A 25,030-nucleotide genomic window follows, 5' to 3' on the forward strand; every position below is an offset into this window, starting at 1 on the left:
TAAATTACTGGTATTAAAAGGTAATTAATTAATTAAAAAACTCAAAACGAAATTTAAAATGAAAAATGCATTCAAATTAGGCTTTTTAGCTTTAGCTTTATCTTTATCAGTTGTTGCTTGTTCAGAGAAAAAAGCTGAAGGTGCTGATTCTACAGCTGTTGATACTACAGTATCTGCTACAGCTGATTCTGCTGCTGCAACTATGGATTCTGCTGCTAAAACTGTTGATTCTGCTGCTGCTAAAGTTGACTCTGCTGCTAAAGCTCACTAGTTAATATTAAAAAAATCAAAAGGCCTTGAAATTATTTTCAAGGCCTTTTTTGTTTCCATACAATTCTTTACTTAACAAAGTCCTTAAAATCCATCAATTGTAGTAAATTTGCGGCAAAAATATATTCCGCATAATGAATTTAACCTCACTACAAGCAATTTCTCCTGTTGATGGTCGTTACAGAAAAACAACCGAAAGTTTAGCTGCTTATTTTTCAGAAGAAGCATTAATAAAATACCGTGTTTTTGTTGAAATAGAATACTTTATTGCGCTTTGCGAAATTAACCTTCCAGGTTTGGAAAAGTTTGATAGAAAGCTTTATACCGAATTAAGAAAAATCCATGAAAATTTCTCGGAAACAGATGCTTTAGAAATCAAGGAAACGGAAAAAGTAACCAATCATGATGTTAAAGCTGTAGAATATTTTATCAAAAATAAATTTGATGTTTTATCTCTTCAAGATTATAAGGAATTTATTCACTTCGGTTTAACCTCTCAGGATATTAACAATACCGCAATTCCTTATTCTATCAAACTGGCGCTCAACAGGAGCTATTATCCAGCAATTGAATCATTAATCGAAAAAATTAACGCTTTAGCTACAGAATGGAAAGATATTCCAATGTTAGCGCATACTCATGGGCAACCCGCCTCTCCTACTAAATTGGGTAAAGAATTTTTGGTATTTGCAGAACGATTAAGCATCCAGCTTGAAGCACTAAAAGCTGTACCGAATAGTGCTAAATTTGGTGGTGCAACTGGAAATTTCAACGCACATCATATTGCTTATCCGCAGGTTAATTGGATTAATTTCTCTAACGAATTTGTGAATAAAACCTTAGGCTTAACACGTGCACAACATACCACACAAATTGAACATTACGATCAATTTGCGGCTCAATGTGATGCTTTAAAACGTATTAACAACATTATTATTGATTTAGATAGAGATATCTGGACCTATATTTCTAAAAATTATTTCAAACAAAAAATAAAAGCAGGTGAAATAGGCTCTTCTGCTATGCCTCATAAAGTTAATCCGATCGATTTTGAAAATGCAGAAGGAAACGCAGGAATTGCAAATGCTTTGTTTGAATTTTTTGCAGCTAAATTACCAATTTCTCGATTACAGCGAGATTTAACAGACTCAACTGTATTAAGAAATGTTGGAGTTCCGTTTGGTCATACTTTAATTGCTATTAACGCTACTTTACGTGGCTTGAATAAGATTTTATTAAATGAAGCAGCTTTGCACGCAGATTTAGATGATAACTGGGCAGTGGTTGCAGAAGCAATTCAGACCGTTTTACGTAGAGAAAATTTTCCAAATCCTTACGAAGCTTTGAAAGAGTTAACCAGAACAAATACTAAAATTAATGCAACTAGTATCGCTGATTTTATAGAAGGTTTAGCTGTTGCAGAAAATGTTAAAGTTCAATTAAGAACAATTACACCATTTAATTACACTGGTGTTTTTTAATCAAATTAAATTGACGATAAACAGACAGCATAGAAAAGCTTTATTAATCAGTATTTGTTAATTTTGTTTATTCAAAAAGATTAAGACATGACCATTAACGTATATACAGAACAAACTCCTAATCCAGCTACCATGAAATTTATGGTTAACAAGCTGTTAATTAATGGAAGTGAAGATTTTGCAACCAAAGAAAGTGCAGATCATTCACCTTTTGCAAAAGAGTTATTCAAATTCAATTTTGTTTCTGGTGTATTTTTCGCCAGTAACTTTGTTACAGTAACTAAAACAGACGATGCAGAATGGGCAGATATTGAAGCCATTTTGAAGGAATTTGTAAAAGGTGCTGTTGAATCAGAATTAAAAATTAAAGAAGATACTTCGGAAGAAGCGCCTAACTTTGAAGGTTCTGAGACTGAAATAAAGATTCAACAAATACTTCACGACTATGTTCGTCCTGCAGTTGAGCAAGATGGCGGTGCGATTACCTACAAATCTTTTGATGAAGGCGTTGTAACCGTTGAGCTTCGTGGCTCTTGCAGTGGTTGTCCTTCTTCTACAATTACATTAAAATCAGGCATTCAGAATTTATTACAAAGAATGGTTCCTGAAGTTACAGATGTAGTTTCGGAAGCATTATAATTGCGCATTTTTCAATTTAAATATAAAATGGCTGACCGATTTGGTTGGCCATTTTTCGTTTACGATATTTGTGCTATTTAATTCTCCCTGCTAATTACGGAGATTATCGCAGATATAATCATGCTCAACGGTGATAATTATGCTGAAATTATATCCGCATCGCTAATGAATAGCCGTCAGTTTTTCTGCATTCGATAATGTAATGCGGTAGAGATTTAAGCAAAATGCCTTTTAATAGCTTCTAGTAATTCGGCACTAAGTTTTCCGTTGGTTGCAACAATTTCTCGTGTATTAAAAAAATCGTCACCACCAGAGAAGTTATAAACCTCTCCCCCAGCTTGCTGAACAATAAAACAACCTCCTGCAAAATCCCAAGGTTGCAAATTATATTCAAAAAAAGCATCAAAGCGCCCGCATGCTACGTAAACTAAATCGGTCGCTGCCGAACCCATTCTACGTAAACCATGGGTTTTTTGCATCATTTCTGACAATAATTGTAAGTATTGATCCTGTTTATCAAATTGATAATAAGGAAAACCAGTTGCCAATAAGCTCGATTTCAAATCAGGATTAACAGAAACCTGGATCTCTTTCTTATTCATAAAAGCAGGGCCACCTTTATAAGAATAAAACATCTCACCCCGATTTAACTCATAAACAACGCCCAACACAGCCTTATCATCCTCGTATAAGGCAACACTAATTGCATAAGTAGGCAAACCATGAATAAAATTAGTTGTGCCGTCTAAAGGATCAATTATCCACTTGTAGGTTTTACCTTCTCGATTAATCGTTTTTTCTTCAGTTAAAAACCCCGCATCAGGGATAAGTTTTTCCAGGTTTTGAACAAGTTTCAGTTCTGCAGTTTTATCTACATACGAAACCATATCATTTAAACCTTTGTACTCGATTTTATTAGCATCAAATTGCATGGCTTCCTTACGGATAAAATTTCCTGTAAGCCTAACTATTGATATCACTTTATTGCATAGTAATTCGTAATTCATGGTTATTTAACAACAAAATATATTTTTGCTGACATTTTAAAATGAATTTATTAAAAAAATTAGGCTAACTTATTTTTATTCCTCAAAGCATAAATACTCAATGCAATGCCGCCAACTACAAGGAAAGTAGAAATCATTTCTGCCTGTGTGAATGGCGGTAAGCCAAGAACGTGATATTTAGAGTTTACACGAATTAATTCGATACAGAAACGTTCTACACCATTTAAGATCATATAAATACCAAACATTAATCCTGGCGCTTTAATTCTATCTCTTATCTTCCAAAGGAAAGCGAATAAAATTAAGCAAACAATAACTTCATAAATTGGAGTTGGATAAACACCTTGAGCAAGTTCATTACAAAATTTTCCAGCACCACATCCTGGAATAGGAATTCCCTCACCCACTACATTATTAGGATATTTATAAGACCAAAGCCAATCTGGCAACCATGAAAACGGTTTCGGATTAGAATTTACAATTCCCCAATCGCCATCACCTGATAAATGACAACCAATGCGACCAACAGCGTACGCTAACATCATTCCTGGACCACCAACATCTAACATATGCAATGGCTTAATTCCGTTTCGTTTAGCAATGATTAATACTGCCGCGCCTCCACAAATTAATCCGCCGTAAAAGGTTAAACCGCTGAAAGATAAAAGCCTTTCTATTGGATGTTGAACAAAATCATCCCAGTATTCTAAATTATCGAAAAACTTAGCGCCTAAAAAGCCCCAAACAGCAGCCCAAACAATTAAGTTACTCATTAATTGATATGGATGAACAGTTACCAGAGTTTCTTTTGGGGATGCTAATTTATGCTTATCCTTTTCTTTGTAATCCCAGTAAGCAAATAAACAACCCAGTAAAATACCGCCAATAACATTTCCTTTTGCAGACATTAGAACGGATTGCGCATCATTTACAAAAAGTTTATAGTTTAAAAGCGCATAAATTAATTTGTAGCCAATTATAAAACCAAATAGTCCGTTTAACAGCATTTCGGACGTAGTTGCTTGCTTCCCAATTATAATTTTTTTCTTAAAAGGATGAAGAATGCCTAAAGCTTCTTTTCGTTTTAATTCTTGAGTAAATGCCCAGTAACCTGCAACAAATGCAAGCGCTACAAAAACACCGAAAGTATTAAAAGGAAGTGGCAAATTAATACCAAAAAGATATTCTAAAAAGTGCGAAACGGTAGGAAACATACAAATAATTTGAAGCGAAGATAGTAAAGAAAGCGTAAAGCAGAAAGCATTTTGGTGAAAGCTGGAAGACTAAAGATAAAAGGCCCTAGGTAAATTGGATTAACCAGAATCTCTTTTATTTCAAAATGAATTCTTTTGAATTTTATTTATAATCCGCCTTATTACTCAATAATAATAAATATTAATGATGAGCATAAGTTGTTTCTAATTCAGCTACCTCAACCTCTCCATCGGCAGTCATCTCTAAAAGCTTAACTGCTTTAAGTTCGTTTACCATAATTGGGTCGTATTTTGCACGAACTTTTACATAATTTTTAGTAAAACCGTGCATATAACCCATTTTTTGATCAGCTTCGAAAAGTACTTCAGCTTCGCTACCAATTTGTGATTGATAAAAAGCTCTTCGTTTTTTATCAGATAAAATATGAAGCATTTTACTTCGCTCGTTGCGTTCGCTACCTGCAACAACGCCTTTCATTTCTGCAGCTGCTGTTAATTCGCGTTCAGAGTAAGTAAATACATGTAAATAGGAAATATCAAGTTGATTTAGGAATTGATAAGTATCTAAGAAATCTTCTTTCGTTTCGCCAGGGAAACCCACAATAACATCTACACCAATGCAGCAATTTGGCATTACTTCTTTAATTTTGGCAACACGCTCTACATATAAATCTCTGCGGTAACGACGACGCATTAAACCTAGAATTTTATCAGAACCAGATTGTAAAGGAATATGAAAATGTGGTACAAATCTTTTTGAAGTTGAGATAAATTCAATGATTTCGTTACTTAGAAGATTTGGCTCTATTGATGAAATACGGATTCTTTCAATACCTTCCACCTCATCAAGCGCTTTAACTAAATCGAAAAATTTATCTTCACGCTGACCGTTTCTTATACCGAAATCGCCAAGATTAACACCTGTTAGCACAATTTCTTTAACCCCGCCTTCGGCTATCATTTTAGCCCGATTAACAACATTTTCAATTGTATCGCTACGGCTTGCCCCGCGAGCTAAAGGAATGGTACAATAAGTACACGGATAATCGCAACCATCTTGAACTTTTAAGAAAGTCCGGGTTCTATCTCCAATTGAGTAAGAAGCAATAAAATTATGGTTAACCTTTTCTATATTTTGCTGATGAACAATAGCTTTAGGGTTTTTAGTTAAATCAGAAATATACTCAACAATTCTGAATTTTTCTGCGGCTCCCAAAACCATATCAACGCCTTCTATCTCGGCAATTTCTTGTGGTTTTAATTGTGCATAACAACCTACAATGGTTACGTAAGCATTTGGAGAATGCTTTAAAGCTTCTTTAACAACTTTACGGCACTTTTTATCGGCATGGTCGGTTACAGAACATGTATTAATAACATATACATCTGCAGCATCCTGAAATTCGACAACGGCATAACCTGCATCGGTGAATAAACGACCAATGGTAGATGTTTCAGAGAAATTTAATTTACAACCAAGTGTATAAAATGCGACCTTTTTCATTAGCCTGCAAAGATACAATTTTCACTTTAGATTGTTGATTTACGATTTTAGATTAAAATATACTTACAGTAAGATAACAATTGCGCTTTCGAAAACGCTAATTTTCATTCCAGCGATAGCTATCCTGTTCAAAACCTGCTAAATCTAAAACTCTGCTAACAACAGTTTTGGCTACTTCTTCTATCGATTTTGGTAAACTATAAAATGATGGATTAGCAGGACAAATAATTCCGCCAGCTTCCGTTACCGTTTTCATATTATTAATATGAATTAAACTAAAAGGTGTATCACGAACTACGGCAATTAACTTCCTGCGTTCTTTCAAAACAACATCTGCAGCTCTCGAAATTAAATCGTTAGAAATTCCATGGGCAATTCTACCTAAAGTACCCATAGAACAAGGCACAATAATCATAGTATCATATTTTGCAGAACCAGAAGCAAATGGCGCATTAAAATCGTTTTTATTGTAAAATGTAAAGGCATTATAATCGAGATAGTTTTGGTTACCCAATTCGAACTGCCAAACTTCCTTGGCATTATCGCTCATTACAACTCCAACGGCTTCTATTTGATCAGAAAGTTTAACCAGCTCATCAAACAAAACCTTTGCATAAACCGAGCCGCTGGCACCTGTAATAGCAACAATTATTTTTTTCTTAATCATAACAAGCAAAAATAAGATTAATTGACCAGACAAAACAAAAAAGGGCCAGAACAAAGTTCTGACCCTACATCTACCTATGAAAAACATACCCTCGAAAGGGTAAGAACAAATATATATATTTTTTTAAAAAAAGATAATTGTTAAGTGTTAAATTGAGTAAAAGACACATTGAATGTCAAAATAACATTATAACACACTGTATATGAGCATTATAAAAACACCAAGACAAACAATAGTTAAGCGGTAAAACAGCTAAAATTACACTAAGCGTATAGTATATGTAATTAAAAACACTTGTAAAAGTCTGCGTAGATATACTTTAAAAGTAAAATCATATCAATATTGAAATCTATAAACTTAATTTTTGAGGGCTTTGAAAGTAAAACTGAGGGTTTTTAGTAGCTTTTCTGACTAAATTAGAATTAACTATTTCTTGTAGATTTGACTAATTAACTACTCGATCAGATCATTCATCACCTTATCATTTTCGTATTCCGTCGGTAATCTTCCATTAACATACTCATTATAAAGCCAAGGGTGGCCAATTGCTAAACATGTAAGATAATATCCTGATAAATTTTAGTCCAAATTTACTGCATAGAATATTTAAATGTTTTAAATCTGTATTTGCTATCGTTCGTCATAAGAAAAATTACAGCCAAACTTAACTCAATTCGCTCATTTTAAGGGATATTAAAATATTCAAACTCATTTACAAAATTGGATACTTATTGTGTCAAAAAATATATTTCAAAATCATTACAATTGACATCTTGTACCAATAATTTTAAAAATGTCAAAAAAAAGCCTCGATTTAAATCGAGGCTTTTTTTTGATTAATAATAACTATTGTTTCGGAGCATCCGTAGTTTTAGGTGCTTTACCGATTAATTCCATAAATTGATCTAATTTCGGAGTGATGATAATCTGAGTTCTTCTGTTTTTCGTTTTGCCTGCAGGCGTACTATTGTCTGCGATTGGATTAAACTCTCCTCTTCCTCCTGCTGTCAATCTTTTCGGATCGACACCATACTTTGATTGCAGTGCCTGAACGACAGATGACGCTCTTAAAGCACTTAAATCCCAGTTGTTTCTAATATTAACCTGGGTAATTGGAACATTATCTGTATTACCTTCAATTAATACATCATAAGTATCGTAATCTTTAATGATTTTGGCAATTTTGTTAAGTGTTTCATTTGCTTTATCAGAAACTTCGTAACTACCTGATTTATAAAGCATATTATCGGCTAATGAAATATAAACAACTCCCTTAAGCACCTGAACATCAACATCGCCCAGCTCTTCTCTACTTAAAGAACGTGTTAAATTATTTGTTAACACCATATTAAGCGAATCGCTTTTGCTTTTGGTATTTATTAATTGTTTGATGTACTGGTTAGAACTATTAATTTCATCAACTAACTTAGATATATTAACATTTCCTTGATTACTAGAACTTAAACATTTGTTTAATGCCTCTTGCAGGGCAACTCTGTTTGCCTTTTCAGAAGCTATTTGCTCTTCTAAACTTTTAGAACGGCTGTTTGCTCCAGAAAGCTCTCTTTGACTATCCTGATATTTATTACTAAGTTCCTGATTGCGCTCACGCTGCTTATCAAATGTTGATTGCAGTTCTGTGTATTTTTTATTACTTACACAACTTGAAATCAAAAGTATCGAGAGAAACATTAATGGGATTGATTTGTAAAGTTTCATAACTTCTTATTTATTTTAAGATTATAAATTTTTATATAATCAATTACAACAATCGGTCCCTTTTAAAGTTTTGATTAAAAAATTAAGCATTATTAACTTTAAATCAATCCATTAGTTAAAAAAAGTTAATTGTTATGAAAGGTTCTAATTTAGAAAGTTAATATGATGCCTGAAAACTTAACACGCTTAACTACAAAACAATTAAGTTATTTATAGGCTTGATTTATCTCCTTAAAAAAATTAACTTGCAGAATTTTACAACCTAAAACAAATTTACCTCTAATGACGAAACTCTTTGTCGGCGGGCTTAGGCCTGATGTAAGTGAAATGGACTTGGCAATGCTTATTGGCTTGTATTGCACTATTGAAACGATAAAAGTTGTTCGTGATCGGGCTACTCACAAATGTAAAGGATATGCTTTTGTAGAAATGCTGAAAGTTGAAGACGCACAAAAGGTTATTTCGAATCTTAATGGCGAAACATTTAAAGGAAATGTTTTAAATATTAAAATTTCGGAAGAAGAACCTCCCAAAAAACCTGGCTTCCAAAAATTTGCTACAAAGAGAACATCTAAGTAATTTTACATCTGCTACAATATAAAATACACAATAACCATCTGTAATCTAATTATTTAGTTATAAAACATAAAAATTCAGAATAAAACTTGTTCTGGATTTTTTTTTACCTACTCTTAAATAAAATTAAAAATACTTTTGACGTAAGTAAATAAATACCTAAACTTACAATTCATTAATTATTGTTGAGAGACTCTGATTAATTGTTTGTTAAATGCAGGATATTAATTTATCCTGCATTTGTTGTTTATGCCTTATCAGTAGTATTCTTAATTTCCACTTAGAGAAAATAGAATGAATTAGTTTCTGCAGATTTTTTTTTGCAAATACCGCAATCTAATATGGCTATATTAACGGATACTGTTTACGTTAGATTGAAAAAAAAACTTGACAAAGGCATTCATCATTCAGATCTTTAAACATTAAAATTATTTGGTAAGGGATTAAAAAAAATGTTTTGAAGAAAACATTTAAGGTAATTTATATCGAAGGATAAGCACGTAAGATACAGGAAGCTTTATACTTCCTGCAGATATCATTTTGCTATTATTTGCTTAGAGAAGAGTACCAGTTTATTGGATGGGAGCGTAAATTCATTCCATCACTTTCAATATGATAAAGAATAATTGGAATCGTAAAATCAACAAGTTTTTCTACCTTTTTAGACAAACTGCCTAAAAAATCGATGCTCGAAATACCTTCTTTAAGATGTATGTAAATAACAGTTGCTGTTTTAAATTCAAATCTTTCGATTTTCCCTGGCCATTCAGATTTAATTTTATTCAAGAAGGCCGTAATTTTCTTTTCGTCTTTCAAGTTTTCCATAAGCTTTAGGTTATTTTTAACGCTTTAAATTAGCAAAATATTTTGCGCTTGCGTAACCTGTAACAGATAGAATACAAAAAGTTTACAGATGGCTTATTTACTTAATTTCTATCCAAACTGGGCCATGATCGCTGCTTTTCTCCCAACCACGAACGTTTTTATCTACACCAGCAGAGACTAATCTATCTTTTAGTAAAGGACTCAACAAGAAATGATCAATACGTAAACCAGAATCTCTTCCATACGCATTGCGGAAGTAATCCCAAAAAGTGTAAATTGTTTCTGTCGGATAAATTTTTCGAATGGCATCCGTCCAACCTTGAGCAATCAAACTATTAAAAGCAGCCCTAACTTCTGGGCGAAAAAGCGCATCATCAACCCAACGCTCGGGCTTGTAAGCATCCAATTCTGTTGGAATTACATTGTAATCGCCACAAATAACAACTGGCAAGTTATATGTTAAAAGTTTGGCGGCGTGTGCGGTTAAACGCTCAAACCATGCAAGTTTATATTCTAACTTTGGCCCTGGCGCAGGATTACCGTTCGGCAGATACAGGCAAGCAACGACAACGTCATCAATCATAGCTTCTATATATCTGCTTTGTAAATCCTCATCATCGCCAGAAAGTCCTCGCTTCAATTCTTTAATTTCTTTGTTCTTCGCTAAAATAGCAACCCCGTTCCAGCTTTTCTGCCCATGCCAAATGGCATTATACCCTGCAGCATTTATTGCTTCTATTGGAAATTTTTCATCTGGCGCTTTAAGTTCCTGTAAACAGGCAACATCGGGTTGGGTTTCGGCCAACCAACGAAGTAATACTGGAAGGCGACCATTAATTCCATTAACATTATAAGTTGCAATTTTCATTAGAATAAGCTTTAAAATTCAATACTTATAATGATAAAGAAATCGAAACAGAATGCAAAGAAATTGCCAGTTATATTTTTCAGAAAAACACAATTAATGCTGTAGCATTATTTCTTTACGTATCGTTTTATATAAAAAACTGAATATGAAAAAGAAAACCATATTTGTACTTCAGGCAATTGTTTGCGTATTAATCATTGCTACAATTTTTCATGCCTTTAAAAATTAAGGCTTAGTTTTTTAAAAAACTAAGCCTTAATTTTATCCTCCCGATTTACTTCCGCTACTTTTCACATCATCGTTACTGATGCTTCTCTGACTCTTTTTAATGGAATCTTTCAGTTTTCCAAACTTCCAGTTTAAGCTCACATTAATCGAACGATTATAATTCTGTCCTCGGTAAGTTTGAGTAAAATTTGGGCCTTCTAAAAAGGTTTCATAATATCTGTATTTAGCAAATGGGTTATTTACGCCTGCTGATAAAGTCAGCTTATCCTTAATAATTTCTTTACTTCCGCTAAACGACATAAAATAATACTCGCCCGATTTTCCTTGCAACAATACATCTGGAGCACTATAATTAAAACTTGCGTTTACCCTCCACTGGTGCTCGAATTTGTAGCCTGTGTTTACATAAAAGTAACCAGTTACACCCTCGTTTTTGGTTAAAGCGCCATTAATTGCTCCTTCCAACCATTTGTAACCTATATTGCCACTTAAGCTTAAATTCCATTTTGGCGTTAGCGGATAATTAATATTTAAATTGGCTATTAAGGTTTTGTCTTTACCAATGTTTGCAAAAGTGCTTCGGGTTATTTTATCTACATCGTTGTAAACTGCAATATTTTGAATCGTGTTATTCGCAAAATTATAACTTACGCCTACGTTAATCGAACCTTTTTTAAACTTGCTGTAAGTAAGTTCAAAGTTATTGCTTAAAACAGCTTCCAGGTCAGGATTTCCTGTTGATTCGTAATTTGGAGTAGATCGATCTACAAAAGGGTTCAAATTATCAATTCCTGGCCTTTCGATGCGTTGTGTATAACCAAAGTTTAAATTACTCTGATCTTTAAATTTACGATTTACAGAAAATGATGGGATAATATTAAAATAATCGTTGTTTACATTTGACGAGTTACTGATAAAGTCGGCTTTTACAAAAGTTTCTTCGATTCTAACGCCAGCCTTAAATCCCCAATTGGTTAAGTTGTAAGAATATGAATTGTAAGCACTAATCACATCTTGATTGTTGTTAAAAATATTTGTTCTAGTCGGATCTATTTCATAATTCCCAGCAATATTATTGAACCTACGATATTCAAAATTACTATTGTTATCTCTTAAAATCCCCTTAACACCACCTTCTATATTTAATTTTTTAACTGGATGAACATAATCTAATTGAATGGTTTGTTCTCTCGATCGGCTATCATTTTGCTGAATGTAATTTGGATCGTTATAATTTTGGCGATTACTAAAACTCAAATCGTTTTTTTGAGGATTATTGCCGTTACTATATTTGTAAGAGAAAGTTAATAACCTTTCTTTATTACTTTTAAAGCCCAACTGGTAATTCAGCGTCATATCTAAACCACTCCAATCAAATCGGTTTTGGCTTAGTAAATCGTAAGCAGTAACTGAAGCAGGACTTGCCAACCTAAATATTTGAGTATTGGTCGATTTATTATAGCCACTGTAAGGGTTAATTTCGGCAGTAATTAAATTTAAAGTATCAATTTCGAAACTCAATTCAGCACCACCATAACGATAATTATTATCGAATTTTCGGCGGCCTATATTTAATAATTCTGATGGATTTGCACCAGTCGTTAATCTGGAGTTTATATTTTCAGTTTCAGGCGAACTGTAAAACCCTGTCCCTCCGTAAGCTGTAACACCAAATTTACCCTGTTTTACAGTTACAAAACCACCAATACCTGGTCCGCCTATAGGAAATTGATGACGAAGATTTAAGCTTCCATTATAGCCATTATCAATCTTTTTATTGGTAATAATATTGATAATACCAGCAAGTCCTTCGCTATCATACTTAGCTGGTGGCGTTGTAATTACTTCAATTTTTTGAATAGATGAAGCAGGCATACTGCGAAGTACATCTTTTGGACTTCTGGCAACCATGCTGGATGGTTTTCCATTGATTAAGATTTTGTAATTACCACTTCCTTTTAGCTTAATATTATCGTCAGCATCAAGAGAAAGCAAAGGAACCTTACGCATCATATCTAATGCCGTTAAAACTTTGCTTTCAGGATCTGCCTGAATATCATAACTAATCCGATCAACTTCTTGCTTTATAATCGGTCGTAAAGCTGAAACAGAAACATCTGCCAAGTTATTGGTTTGAGAAGCAAGTGCAATTTGGCCAACATTAACAGCAACATTCCCCTCCTTAAGTTCGGCAGCAATTGTTTTCGAGGTATAACCAACTGCGATTGCTGTTAAAGTATACTTACCAAAAGGAATTTTTTCGAAAGTAAATTGTCCGTTTTCGGGTGTAATCGTGGTTTTAAATACCACACCATCCTTTTTCACCGCAACAGTAATAAATTCGATGGGTTTTTTAGAGGCTGAATCAATTACGCTTCCCTTAATTATGCCTGATGGCACCTGGGCTAGCGAAATAAATGGAAGAATACTTAAAAATAACAGCGTTGAGAACGTGTAGTAGATGGTTTTTCTCATAAAAGATAGGATTAGCTAATAATTTATTTTTTGTTTTTCATTGAGATATAAGTAGCACTCATTTTCTATAAGACGAAAAACTATAGAATTAGTTGCACGATGAAATAAAGAATTCTAAATAAATTTATATAAACCTGATAATCAAAAAGAAACGAAAAGTAACAAAAACAGGATAAAGGAAAAAGCTGGAAAAAGTAATTTTTGTCAACCTAAAAAGTGACCGATGTCACATCTTAAAACTTAGACTATATGTTATTTTGTTTCTAAAAATATCATGCCACATACTTTCCATATACCAGTTCTGGGTCTCGCCTACTCCATAGATACACCTTTAAAAGTTGCCAGATTTGGAATTTCATCAGTTGTATCAATCGTTGATGATGAACTTTGCGAACGAATGCGAAAATATCATTCAGACTTAAATAACGAGCCTTATGTTAACATTCACAAATCTGAAACCAATAGCCGAGCAAGAAGAATTACCGCCTACCTTAACCTCTTAAAAAAACTAATCGATAATCAAATTGAATTTATTAAAAAGCAAAGCTTTGAAGCCGGAACAGAATTAACCAAATATTTTGAGTTACTTGACGAAAACACCATTCAAAAAAAATTCTATAACAATATGCTCAAATTGCCGATCGGCAAAAAGCGAGAAAATTTAGAAAACCAGTTAAGAAACGAGGTAAAAGCTGGAAGTATTGATGTAAATATTATGGCAAAAGTAGATAAAGTAAATTTTGCTAACCACATCAATTTAGGAAACGAAAACACAGATGCACTTGCCGCTTTAAGAGGTTTTGCAAATAGCGAACTTCAATCCGCGGTAGTTATTTCTGCTGGACTAAATCCACGGCTTTATAGCTACATAGAAGATTTTACAGATTTCTATCCAAATGCAGATTCCAATTTCTCAAAAAAAATAATTTTAAAAGTTAGCGAATACCGTTCTGCATTGATACAGGCAAAAATGCTTGCAAAAAAAGGATTATGGGTTTCAGAATTTAGAATCGAATCGGGCTTAAATTGTGGCGGCCATGCCTTTGCGACCGAAGGCTTTTTATTGGGACCGATTTTGCAGGAATTCAAAGAAAATCGCAGCTTATTAATTGAAGAATTATGGTCGATTTATGCTTCAGCCCTGCAACAAAAAAACATCAACATCAACGCAAAACCAAAACAGAAAATAACAGCACAAGGTGGAATTGGAACATCTGATGAGCATGATTATCTAATGCAGGCCTACGGACTTGATGCAACTGGCTGGGGAAGTCCGTTTTTATTGGTGGAAGAAGCTACAAATGTTGACGAAGAGACACAAAATAATTTAGCAGAAGCCACCGAAATTGACTTTTATCTAAGTAACTCTTCGCCGCTTGGTGTACCTTTTAACAACTTTAAAAAGAGTACCGCCGAAAAAGAAAGACTTTACCGAATTTCGAAAAACCGACCTGGAAGTCCTTGTACAAAGAAATACCTTTGCACCAATACCGAATTTACCAAACAACCAATTTGTACTGCTTCAAGGCAATATCAAAATCTTAAAATTAAAGCGCTAAAAGCCTTATCACTAACTGATGGAGAACTGAATAAACAAATTGATTTGGTTACCGAGAAAGTTTGTCTTTGCGAAGGCTTATGTGCCTCAATATATATTAAAGATAAAATTTTAAAACCTGAAGAAAGTATGGCGGTTAGCATTTGTCCTGGCCCAAACCTCGCTTATTTTTCAAAAAAGTACAGTTTAAAAGAAATGGTAGACCATATTTATGGAAAAACAAATTTGCTTGAAGGTGTTAATCGTCCTAATTTATTTGTAAAAGAACTTGGTCTTTATATTGATTACCTAAAAAAGGAATTGCAGAATTTCAGCGATGAATTAAAAATAAATGTGGAGAACCTGAATCAGAAGAAACAGAATTATCTGAATAAATTTTATAATCAGCTGATGACTGGAATAGATTATTATCTTACAAATATTAAAGGAGTTGATGTTAATTTAAAAATCTGGAGTGATGAACAAATCATACTTTTTGAAAAAGCAGTGCTAAATATTAAAGGTATAAACCCACAATTATTAAATTTGAGCCAATTGAAATAAAATTAGTTGAATACCCTACTCAATTTGATCAATATTACGTAACTGGTTATGGAAAGAGCAAAATTACTTAGTGCTATTATCGAAAATGCTATAGATGGCATCATCACTATTGATGATAAAGGCATCATTGAGCATGTAAATCCCGCAGCGCTAAAACTTTTTGGCTTCGAAATTAAAGAACTTGTTGGTAAAAATGTTTCGGCATTAATGCCGCAGCCAGATAAGGAACGACATGATGGCTACATTAAAAATTACGATAATACAGGGCAAAAAAGAATTATAGGAATTGGTCGAGAGGTTATTGGACAAAGAAAAGATGGATCAACCTTCCCTTTCAGACTTGGTGTAAGTGAAGTAAAATTTAGCGATAGAAAGATCTATACTGGTTTTATACACGATTTGAGTAAACATAAGGAAGATGAAGCCAGAATTAAAAGTTATACTGAAGAACTTGAAGATAAAATTAGAGATCGAACAAGAGATTTGGTAAAACTTGTAGCAGAATTAGAATCGGCGAAAGAACACGTAAATGCACTTTTCATAAAAGAAAAAGAACTAAATCAACTTAAAACAAGATTTGTTTCAATGGCATCACACGAATTTAGAACACCATTAAGTTCGATACAACTATCGGCTACTTTAATCGATAAGTACACGCCAAAACAAGATATCGAAAACATCGAAAAACATACTGGTAAAATTAAAAACGCAGTTGGTAATTTAACCACAATACTAAACGATTTTCTTTCTCTCGAAAAACTGGAAGCAGGAAAGGTTGAAGTTCATCCGACATGGTTTAGCATTATTAATTTTGCTGAAGAAATTGTTGAGGAAATGCAGCTTATAAGCAAACAAGATCAGCATATTATATACGAACATAAAGGTATTTCTGCACAAGTCTTCCTTGATATTAATTTATTAAAAAACAGCGTAATCAATTTAATTTCTAATGCTATAAAATACTCTGGCGAAAACACAATGATTCAGTTTAACAGCATTTTGAAAGATGATGAACTTTTAATCGAAATAAAAGATAATGGCATTGGAATACCAGAAACCGATCTCCATAATCTTTTTGAGCCCTTTTTCAGAGCACATAATACAGGAAGCATTCCTGGAACAGGATTAGGTTTAAATATTGTGAAACGTTACGTAAGATTAATGAACGGAAATGTTGCCTGCGAGAGTGCACAAAATATAGGTACAACCATAACTTTAAAATTCCCATTTACCAATAACTAATCCCCTTACCTCGCATGAGCAAGAAGATCTTAATTATAGAAGACAACGATGACATTAGAGAAAGCACTGCCGAAATTTTAGAGCTTGCAGGTTACGAAACATTTACAGCCGATAATGGAAAAATTGGAGTCGAACAGGCTACAAAACATCATCCTGATTTGATTCTTTGCGATATTATGATGCCAGAACTTGATGGTTATGGAGTGCTTTACTTATTACATAAAAATCCACAAACGGCAACTATTCCTTTTATTTTCATTACTGCAAAAAGCGAAAGAGCAGACATGCGTAAGGGAATGGAAATGGGTGCTGATGATTATTTAACTAAACCTTTTGATGATATAGAACTACTTAACGCTATTGAAGGCAGGCTTAAAAAAAACAAAACCAGTGGTAATTTTAACGGTAACGAAGTTGACACAAAATCTTTATTTATAGAGTTGGTAAAAAAAGGAAAAAGTCGTGTTTTAGCCAATAAGCAAATTATTTATGTAGAAGAAGATGAGCCCACACATGTATACTATGTAAAAAAAGGACAAGTAAAAACCTACAAAAGATTTAAAGATGGTAGAGAACTTTCCTCTGCACTATATCATGCGGGCGATTTTTTTGGTTACGAAAGTCTCTTTACGGAATCTGATTACGAAGATAATGCTGCAACACTGGCAGATTGTGAATTGGTTTTAATTCCAAAAGCTGATTTTACCGATTACCTATACCAGCATCAACCGCTATCAGCGGCTTTTATTAGATTATTATCTGGGAGCATAAGAGATAAGGAAAATCAAATGCTTCAACTGGCCTACTTCTCCGTTAGAAAGCGTGTAGCCGATGCTTTGGTTCAAGTTGCAGAAAAATTCGGAAACATTGAAAATGATAGTTCAACCATAAAAATTTCACGAGACGATCTTGCCGCGATGGTAGGTACAGCAAGCGAAACAGTGAGTAGAATGCTTGCCGATTTTAAGGAAGAAAAACTTATCGAAAAAACTGGTAATGCAATTAAGATTTGTGCAATTTCAAAACTGAAAAACATTAAACAATAAGTCGATTTTGCATGAAAAAATACTTTAATCTGCATCACTAAGAAATTGATAACCAATAATATTACCGTAATAAATTAAAGTCACACCTCTACATTAGCTAATCTATCCAGTATTACAATATTTGATTAAGCAAAGTAATACATTACTTAAAATTCTAAGCTAAAATATTCTATTCCGAAATTTCCAGATAATAATCAAGTCCGACTCAAATCCGTGTGCAATCCATGGTCGCTTTAGGTTTGCTAGCTGGATGTTCAAACGATGACCCTAATCTGCTGCGCTAGTATTCCTTTTCAAGAGAATGCAATGCTCAAAAAGGTACAAGGCTCTAGGAGCAGTAAATTGATGGAAACAATGTTAAGTTATAACCATTATTAACTTTTCTCAGCGTTTAAACAAGTTTATCTGCTGGGGAAACAGATCTCTGACGAAAATCACTTTTTCAACTGATTAACCTCACGACACAGACTACCAACAAATTATAGTTTTGAGAACTAAAAATTTGTTTATGAAAGCAATTGCCTACAATATTAAGCCCGAAGAAAAAGAATGCCTGGTTCTGGCAAATCACAAAAAACACGATATCACAATTATTGCTAATAGTCTTTCTGCTGAAACCATTGCTTTTGCTGAAGGCAAAGAAACTCTACTTGTTTTCAACAACGATTCTGTAAACCAGGAGCTCATTAATAAACTTAAAGAACTGGGGGTAAAATATATTGCAACCTCCTCTTTCGAAACCAGTCATCTCGATTTAAAATCGGCTGCTACAGCAGGATTTAAAATTGCAAATGTACCCTTCAAGGATGGGCAAAGTGCATTAGACAGAATGTTGCAGGTAGTTAAAAATTTAGATAATTGGGCAGCTGGTAAATGCGTTGGAACCGCTTGCTGTTGTCAAAATAACTGTTCAGTTACCAAAACATTAAACAAAGCATAATGGATACCTTAGCACTGCTTAAGAAGTATAATGTTGCCGCACCACGCTACACCAGTTACCCTACCGTACCTTTTTGGGAAACAGATAAATTTAATCAAGAGCAATGGTTAATTTCTGTAAAAAACACTTTTGAAGATTATAAATCAGAGGGTATCAGTTTATATATTCACCTACCTTTTTGCGAAAATCTTTGTACTTATTGTGGCTGCAATACCCGAATCACCAAAAACCATGGGGTAGAACAGCCGTACATAAATGCCTTATTAAAGGAATGGGATATGTATCTGAATGTTTTGGGTACTAAACCTAAACTTAAAGAATTGCATCTTGGTGGTGGAACACCGACATTTTTCAGCGCTGCTAATCTTCAGAAACTAATCAATGGAATATTAGAACAGTGTGAAATTGCTCCTGATGCCGAGTTTTCTTTTGAAGCACATCCAGATAATACAACAAAGGAGCATCTAGTTACGCTTCATCAATTAGGTTTTAACCGATTAAGCTTTGGCATACAAGATTTTGATCCAAAAGTACAGTTAATGATCAATCGTTTTCAAACACCACAACAGGTTGAAAACATTACTGCTTTAGCAAGAAACATCGGTTATACTTCAGTTAACTTCGATCTAATTTACGGCCTTCCTTTTCAAACGGTTGATGGTTTAACAGAAACCTTAAAAAAAGTTATTAAAATGAATCCTGATCGGATTGCATTTTACAGTTATGCACATGTGCCCTGGTTAAAACCAGGACAACGCCGTTATACTGAAAAGGATTTGCCCGATAGTGAATCCAAATTCAATTTATGCAACTTGGGTAAAAATGCATTAATCGAAGCTGGGTACGAAGATATTGGCATGGATCATTTCGCCAGAAGACATGATAGTCTATTTACTGCTGTTCAAAAAAATGAACTGCACAGAAACTTTATGGGTTATACCCATCAACATACGCAATTACTTATCGGCCTTGGTGTTTCTTCAATAAGTGATAGTTATACGGCATTCGCCCAAAATATTAAAACTGTAGAATCCTATTTAAAATATATAGAAAAAGGCAATTTTCCTTTAGAAAAAGGCCATATTTTATCTCGTAAAGATTTAAAAATCCGCCAGCATATTCGAAATATTATGTGCGATGGTAAAAGCCTTTTTCACGATCAAATACCGAAAATGGCACATCATAAGCTAATTCCTCTAATTGAAGATGGATTGATTTCTCTAAAGGAAAATTTATTGAATGTAAATCCCAAAGGGAAACCCTTTTTAAGAAACATCTGCATGGCGCTTGATGACCGCCTTTGGACAAAGGAGCCAAAAAGTCAAATGTTCAGCTATTCTATCTAAAACCTTCGGGCTATGCAAAATCAAAATAAAATTGCTACAAAAGAACTTTGTTACCATTGCGGCGAACCTTTGGACGATATTAAGCTTAGTTTAGATGGTTACGATTTTTGTTGTACTGGCTGTAAAAGTGTTTATAAAATTCTATCTGAAAATAATCTATGCAATTACTACAGTTACAATGATTCACCTGGAAAAAGAATCCAAAATGCTAATCATTTTGAATATTTAGATGAACCTGGAATTATTAATCAGCTGCTGGATTACAAACACGATAAAGCCAGTATTGTAACGTTTTACGTCCCTGCGATTCATTGTAGCTCCTGCATATGGCTTTTAGAACACCTATATAAAATAAACGAAGCCATATTTTCTTCTAGGATAGACTTTCTTAAACGTCAGGTAACCATTAGTTTTAAACACGAAGAAATCTCGCTACGTAAACTAGTCGAAATCCTGAGCAATATCGGCTATGAGCCTTTAATCAGCTTGCAGGATGTGGTTAAAGAAAATAGCCACTCTATTAATAAATCGCTCATACAAAAAATTGCCGTTGCAGGTTTTTTAATGGGTAACGTAATGTTATTCAGCTTTCCCGAATATTTCGGATTAAACAGTTTAGAAAAACAATTTCAGCATCTTTTTGGCTGGCTTAATCTTGCATTTTCAATACCAGCAGCATTTTATTGCGGTAAAGATTATTTTATTTCTGCCGCGACAAGTTTAAAACATAGGCAAATTAACCTCGATACACCTTTGGCACTAATTATTGCCATGTTGTTTTCGAGAACTGCGTATGATGTAATTTTCACCAATGAACCTGGGTTTGCCGACACCTTAACAGGACTTGTTTTCCTTTTATTAATGGGCAAATGGGTTAAGCAGCGCACTTATCACCACATTTCATTCGATCGGGATTACCGCTCCTATTTTCCAATTGCAGTTACCACAATTAATAATGGTATAGAAAAACCAATCGCCATTGAAGAAATTACTATTGGAGATCGGCTTTGGATTAGAAATGGCGAAATCATTCCTGCCGACGCAATTTTAATGAAAGGCGATGCATGGATGGATATGAGTTTTGTAACTGGCGAAGCAGAACCTATACATAAGGTACTGGGTGAAATTATTTACGCTGGTGGTCGTCAAACCGCCGAAGCAATAGAATTGGAAGTGGTTAAACCTGTATCACAAAGTTATCTTACAGGGCTATGGAATCACGAAAATTATCAAACCGATTTAAAAAAGCAAAATTTCAACGATCGTATTGCAAAATATTTCAGCCTTGGTGTGTTCATCATTGCATTTTCAGCTACCATTTATTGGCTGTTTCAAAACGATAATCATAAAGCCTGGGCTGCATTTACAGCGGTTATTATTGTAGCTTGCCCATGTGTTCTGTCTTTAAGCACACCATTTACACTTTCTGCCATTTTATCAATTTTTGATAAAAAAGGATTTTATGTAAAGAATACAGATGCTGTTGAAGCCTTGGCAGCCAGCGATACCATTATTTTTGATAAGACAGGAACGCTAACCTGCACAGAAAATGCGACACTCTCTTATACTGGCATTCTTGATCATTATGAACAAACACTGGTTGCATCTCTGGTTAGAAACTCATCGCATCCACTAAGTCGCCAAATATTAAAGCATTTACACTACGAGGAGTTTTTAACTGTTACAACCTATTCCGAAATCCCAGGAAAAGGGATATCAGGCACAATTCACCATCAAAAAATTTATTTAGGAAACAGTTCTATCCTACCAAAAAATACTGCGATTAAAGAAAGTAACGGTACGCATATCGTTATCGATAATCAGTATAAAGGAAGTTTTCAGGCGGTACAGCAATGGCGAAGCGGGTTGCCTCAGTTCATACAAAAACTGGCTAAAAAATTTCAGCTTCATGTTTTGTCTGGCGATACCGATCAGGAATATGCAGCACTAAAAAATATGTTTCCGACTAAAACCAAAATAAACTTTAGGCAAAGCCCGCATCAAAAGTTAGATTATATACTTCAGGAGCAAAGAAAAAACCGCAAGGTGATGATGCTTGGTGATGGGTTAAACGATGCAGGCGCTTTAAAACAAAGTGACTTCGGTGTTGCGATAACGGATAACATCAACAATTTCACTCCAGGATGCGATGCCATTCTAACTGGAAACAGCCTTAATCTGCTTCCAAATTTTATAGCGTTAAGTCGAGATGGCTTGAAAGTTGTAAAAATCAGTTTCGCCATAGCCATTATCTACAATTGCGTTGGAATTTATTTTGCTGTCCAGGGAACGCTTTATCCTTTAATTGCAGCTGTGCTGATGCCTATTAGCACCATAACCATTATCTCTTTCACCTCCATTGCTACTCATTATTTTGCTAAAAAAAACAAGCTATGAACATTTTATATTTTTTAGTGGGCTGCAGTGTATTAATGGCCTTAGTTTTTCTTGCAGCATTTTTCTGGGCTTCGAAAACAGGGCAACACGACGATGTTTACACACCTGGATTTAGAATACTTTTCGATGATGAAGAAAATAAAAGTGATGAAAATCACATTTCAAACAAACCACAATCATAATTACGTCTGGCATCCAGAGATACATTTGCCTTACAAAAACTAACAAATCTTTTCTTAATTATTATGCAGTTAGAGAAATTTACTTACGACAATAAGATTGTTCGAAACTTTGGTATTGCAACCATTGTTTGGGGTGTAATCGGTATGACGGTTGGCCTCATCGTAGCCATGCAGCTGATTAAACCAGGGATGAACATGGGTAATCAATACACCACTTTTGGCCGTATCCGTCCTTTACACACCAATGCTGTAATTTTTGCCTTCGTTGGAAATGCCATTTTCATGGGGGTTTATTATTCGCTTCAGCGTTTGCTTAAAGCCCGAATGTTTAGCGATGTTTTAAGTGCTATTCACTTTTGGGGTTGGCAGCTAATAATCTTATCGGCAGTAATTACGCTTCCGTTAGGCTTTACAACCTCACACGAATATGCCGAACTCGAATGGCCAATTGATATTGCCATAACATTAATCTGGGTAGTTTTCGGTATTAATATGTTTGGTACCATTTTTAAAAGAAGAGAACGCCATTTATACGTTGCCATTTGGTTTTACATTGCCACGTTTGTAACCATTGCGGTTTTACACATTGTTAATTCGGTAGAATTGCCAATATCTTTTATGAAAAGCTATTATGTATATGCGGGCGTTCAAGATGCTTTGGTACAATGGTGGTATGGACATAATGCTGTAGCTTTTTTCTTAACCACGCCCTATTTAGGAATGATGTATTATTTCCTTCCAAAAATGGCAGGCAGGCCTGTTTATTCTTATAAATTAAGTATTCTGCATTTTTGGTCGTTAATATTCATTTACATTTGGGCTGGCCCTCACCATCTGCTTTACTCCTCTTTGCCAGGTTGGGCACAATCTTTAGGTATTGTATTTTCTATCATGCTTATTGCACCAAGTTGGGGCGGGATGATTAATGGTTTGTTGACTTTAAGAGGTGCATGGGATAAAGTCCGCGATGATGTTACCTTAAAATTTATGGTTGTTGCCTTAACCTGTTACGGCATGGCTACTTTCGAAGGTCCGTTACTTTCTATAAAACAAATTAATGGTATTGCCCACTTTACCGATTGGATCGTGGCTCACGTACATGTTGGCGCATTAGGATGGAATGGATTTTTAACCTTTGGCGTTTTATACTGGATCATTCCTAAAATTTATAAAACCGAGCTTTACTCTAAAAAGCTGGCTGGTTTCCATTTTTGGATTGGCACTTTAGGAATTCTTTTTTATGCAATTCCGATGTATTGGGCTGGTTTTACCCAAGGTTTAATGTGGAAAGAATTTACCGAGGAAGGCTTATTAAAATACCCTAACTTTTTAGCGGTTACCCTACAAATAATTCCAATGCATGTTTTCCGTGCCGTTGGTGGTGCTTTCTATCTTATAGGCGCAATTGCGATGACCTTTAATCTGGCTAAGACCATGATAAAAGGAAGTTTAGTGGCAAACGAAGCTGCAGAAGCAATGCCATTGCCAGCGATGATTGTAGAAACCAATCCAATGGATAAAAAATGGCACAGAGTATTAGAACGCAAGCCAATGAAATTCATGGTGCTTTCGCTAATCATCATACTAATTGGCGGAATGGTAGAAATGATGCCAACTTTTACTATTAAATCAAACGTGCCTACCATAAAAAGTGTAAAACCATACTCTGCCCTCGAATTGCAAGGACGTGATTTATACATTCGTGAAGGCTGCGTAAACTGCCACTCGCAAATGGTTAGGCCATTCCGCTCAGAAACAGAACGTTATGGCGAATATAGTAAAGCAGGAGAATTTGTTTACGATCATCCGTTTTTATGGGGAAGTAAACGTACAGGACCAGATTTACACCGAGAAGGCGGAAAATATTCTGACGCCTGGCACTTTAATCACATGTTAGATCCTACATCAATGTCGCCAGGAAGTATTATGCCTCCATACCCATGGTTAATTGATCAGCAGCTTGACATCAGCACCACACCTAAAAAAATCAGGGCTATGCAAGCCTTAGGTGTTCCTTATCCAGATGGATTTGATAAAACGGCTAATGATGAATTAAAATCGCAAGCCAATAAAATTGCCGCAGAGTTAAAGCAAAACAATATAACCGTAAAAAGCGACCGTGAAATTGTAGCCCTAATTGCCTATCTACAACGACTGGGGACTGATATTAAAGCAAACAAAGAAATAATTCCATCAAACCAATAGCCATGTTCGAACAACTTAAAAATTTAGCGGGCCGCGAATATTACCTGATTAGTTCGCTGCTATTGTTCCTAATATTTTTCATTATCGTAAGTATTTAC

General features: G+C 34.5%; 20 protein-coding genes. 12 read left to right on the forward strand and 8 right to left on the reverse strand.

All coding sequences use genetic code 11. The annotated features are described in order from the left end of the window. Positions 1–58: 58 nt before the first annotated feature. The 3 genes from ACZZZI_RS19110 to ACZZZI_RS19120 all read left to right on the forward strand — a co-directional run bounded on the left by ACZZZI_RS19110 (position 59) and on the right by ACZZZI_RS19120 (position 2,390). The gene (locus ACZZZI_RS19110) at positions 59–271 is read left to right on the forward strand and encodes a hypothetical protein (protein WP_316758396.1); all 213 of its coding nucleotides are present in this window, start codon (positions 59–61) and stop codon (positions 269–271) included. Positions 272–404: 133 nt separating this feature from the next. After that, positions 405–1,751, forward strand: a complete 1,347-nt coding sequence (gene purB, locus ACZZZI_RS19115) for an adenylosuccinate lyase (RefSeq protein ID WP_316758393.1) — start codon at positions 405–407, stop codon at positions 1,749–1,751. A gap of 87 nt (positions 1,752–1,838) precedes the next feature. Continuing rightward, complete coding sequence (locus tag ACZZZI_RS19120; RefSeq protein WP_316758392.1) at positions 1,839–2,390, forward strand: NifU family protein; 552 nt, start codon at positions 1,839–1,841, stop codon at positions 2,388–2,390. Between the two features lie 215 nt (positions 2,391–2,605). Here the strand turns inward: ACZZZI_RS19120 and ACZZZI_RS19125 are convergent, their stop codons facing one another. From ACZZZI_RS19125 to ACZZZI_RS19145, 5 genes are all read right to left on the reverse strand, one after another. Beyond that, positions 2,606–3,397: an inositol monophosphatase family protein gene (locus ACZZZI_RS19125; RefSeq protein WP_463490742.1), complete on the reverse strand. Its 792-nt coding sequence runs from the start codon at positions 3,395–3,397 to the stop codon at positions 2,606–2,608. 59 nt (positions 3,398–3,456) lie between these two features. Beyond that, positions 3,457–4,611 carry a prolipoprotein diacylglyceryl transferase gene (locus ACZZZI_RS19130; protein WP_424058261.1) on the reverse strand — a complete coding sequence of 385 codons (1,155 nt, stop codon included), beginning with the start codon at positions 4,609–4,611 and terminating at the stop codon, positions 3,457–3,459. 181 nt (positions 4,612–4,792) lie between these two features. Beyond that, entirely contained in the window at positions 4,793–6,115 is a 1,323-nt protein-coding gene (gene mtaB / locus ACZZZI_RS19135) for a tRNA (N(6)-L-threonylcarbamoyladenosine(37)-C(2))-methylthiotransferase MtaB (protein ID WP_463490745.1), read from the reverse strand. Between the two features lie 97 nt (positions 6,116–6,212). Next, positions 6,213–6,782 carry a UbiX family flavin prenyltransferase gene (locus tag ACZZZI_RS19140; RefSeq protein ID WP_424058259.1) on the reverse strand — a complete coding sequence of 190 codons (570 nt, stop codon included), beginning with the start codon at positions 6,780–6,782 and terminating at the stop codon, positions 6,213–6,215. 846 nt (positions 6,783–7,628) lie between these two features. Then, a complete protein-coding gene (locus tag ACZZZI_RS19145) occupies positions 7,629–8,501 on the reverse strand; it encodes an OmpA/MotB family protein (RefSeq protein WP_463490747.1) in 873 nt (290 codons plus the stop codon). A 282-nt stretch (positions 8,502–8,783) separates the two neighbouring features. Between ACZZZI_RS19145 and ACZZZI_RS19150 the strand changes: the two genes are divergently transcribed. Then, positions 8,784–9,080 carry an RNA recognition motif domain-containing protein gene (locus ACZZZI_RS19150; protein WP_463490749.1) on the forward strand — a complete coding sequence of 99 codons (297 nt, stop codon included), beginning with the start codon at positions 8,784–8,786 and terminating at the stop codon, positions 9,078–9,080. A 543-nt stretch (positions 9,081–9,623) separates the two neighbouring features. Here the strand turns inward: ACZZZI_RS19150 and ACZZZI_RS19155 are convergent. The 3 genes from ACZZZI_RS19155 to ACZZZI_RS19165 form a co-directional block, all read right to left on the reverse strand. After that, positions 9,624–9,902, reverse strand: a complete 279-nt coding sequence (locus ACZZZI_RS19155; protein WP_316758378.1) for a hypothetical protein — start codon at positions 9,900–9,902, stop codon at positions 9,624–9,626. Positions 9,903–9,999: 97 nt separating this feature from the next. Next, complete coding sequence (xth, locus tag ACZZZI_RS19160; protein WP_463490752.1) at positions 10,000–10,770, reverse strand: exodeoxyribonuclease III; 771 nt, start codon at positions 10,768–10,770, stop codon at positions 10,000–10,002. A 261-nt stretch (positions 10,771–11,031) separates the two neighbouring features. Further along, entirely contained in the window at positions 11,032–13,473 is a 2,442-nt protein-coding gene (locus ACZZZI_RS19165) for an outer membrane beta-barrel family protein (protein WP_463490754.1), read from the reverse strand. 274 nt (positions 13,474–13,747) lie between these two features. Between ACZZZI_RS19165 and ACZZZI_RS19170 the strand changes: the two genes are divergently transcribed. The 8 genes from ACZZZI_RS19170 (at position 13,748) to ccoN (ending at position 24,932) form a co-directional block, all read left to right on the forward strand. Then, entirely contained in the window at positions 13,748–15,574 is a 1,827-nt protein-coding gene (locus ACZZZI_RS19170) for a hypothetical protein (RefSeq protein ID WP_463490756.1), read from the forward strand. 48 nt (positions 15,575–15,622) lie between these two features. Beyond that, positions 15,623–16,816 carry a PAS domain-containing sensor histidine kinase gene (locus ACZZZI_RS19175; RefSeq protein ID WP_316758370.1) on the forward strand — a complete coding sequence of 398 codons (1,194 nt, stop codon included), beginning with the start codon at positions 15,623–15,625 and terminating at the stop codon, positions 16,814–16,816. Between the two features lie 14 nt (positions 16,817–16,830). Beyond that, on the forward strand, positions 16,831–17,862 hold the full coding sequence (locus ACZZZI_RS19180; RefSeq protein WP_463490758.1) for a response regulator: 1,032 nt from the start codon (positions 16,831–16,833) through the stop codon (positions 17,860–17,862). Positions 17,863–18,370: 508 nt separating this feature from the next. After that, a complete protein-coding gene (locus tag ACZZZI_RS19185; protein ID WP_424057852.1) occupies positions 18,371–18,802 on the forward strand; it encodes a Rossmann-fold NAD(P)-binding domain-containing protein in 432 nt (143 codons plus the stop codon). Continuing rightward, a complete protein-coding gene (hemN, locus tag ACZZZI_RS19190; protein WP_316758364.1) occupies positions 18,802–20,148 on the forward strand; it encodes an oxygen-independent coproporphyrinogen III oxidase in 1,347 nt (448 codons plus the stop codon). Before ACZZZI_RS19185 ends, hemN begins: the two co-directional genes overlap by 1 nt. A gap of 12 nt (positions 20,149–20,160) precedes the next feature. Beyond that, positions 20,161–22,545, forward strand: coding sequence for a heavy metal translocating P-type ATPase (locus ACZZZI_RS19195; RefSeq protein WP_463490761.1), 2,385 nt, complete (start codon positions 20,161–20,163; stop codon positions 22,543–22,545). Next, a complete protein-coding gene (gene ccoS / locus ACZZZI_RS19200; protein WP_316758360.1) occupies positions 22,542–22,727 on the forward strand; it encodes a cbb3-type cytochrome oxidase assembly protein CcoS in 186 nt (61 codons plus the stop codon). The genes ACZZZI_RS19195 and ccoS overlap by 4 nt, the downstream gene beginning before the upstream one ends. Positions 22,728–22,790: 63 nt before the next feature. Continuing rightward, positions 22,791–24,932, forward strand: coding sequence for a cytochrome-c oxidase, cbb3-type subunit I (gene ccoN / locus ACZZZI_RS19205; protein WP_463490764.1), 2,142 nt, complete (start codon positions 22,791–22,793; stop codon positions 24,930–24,932). The last annotated feature ends 98 nt before the right edge of the window (positions 24,933–25,030 follow it).

Source organism: Pedobacter sp. AC190 (assembly GCF_979258025.1).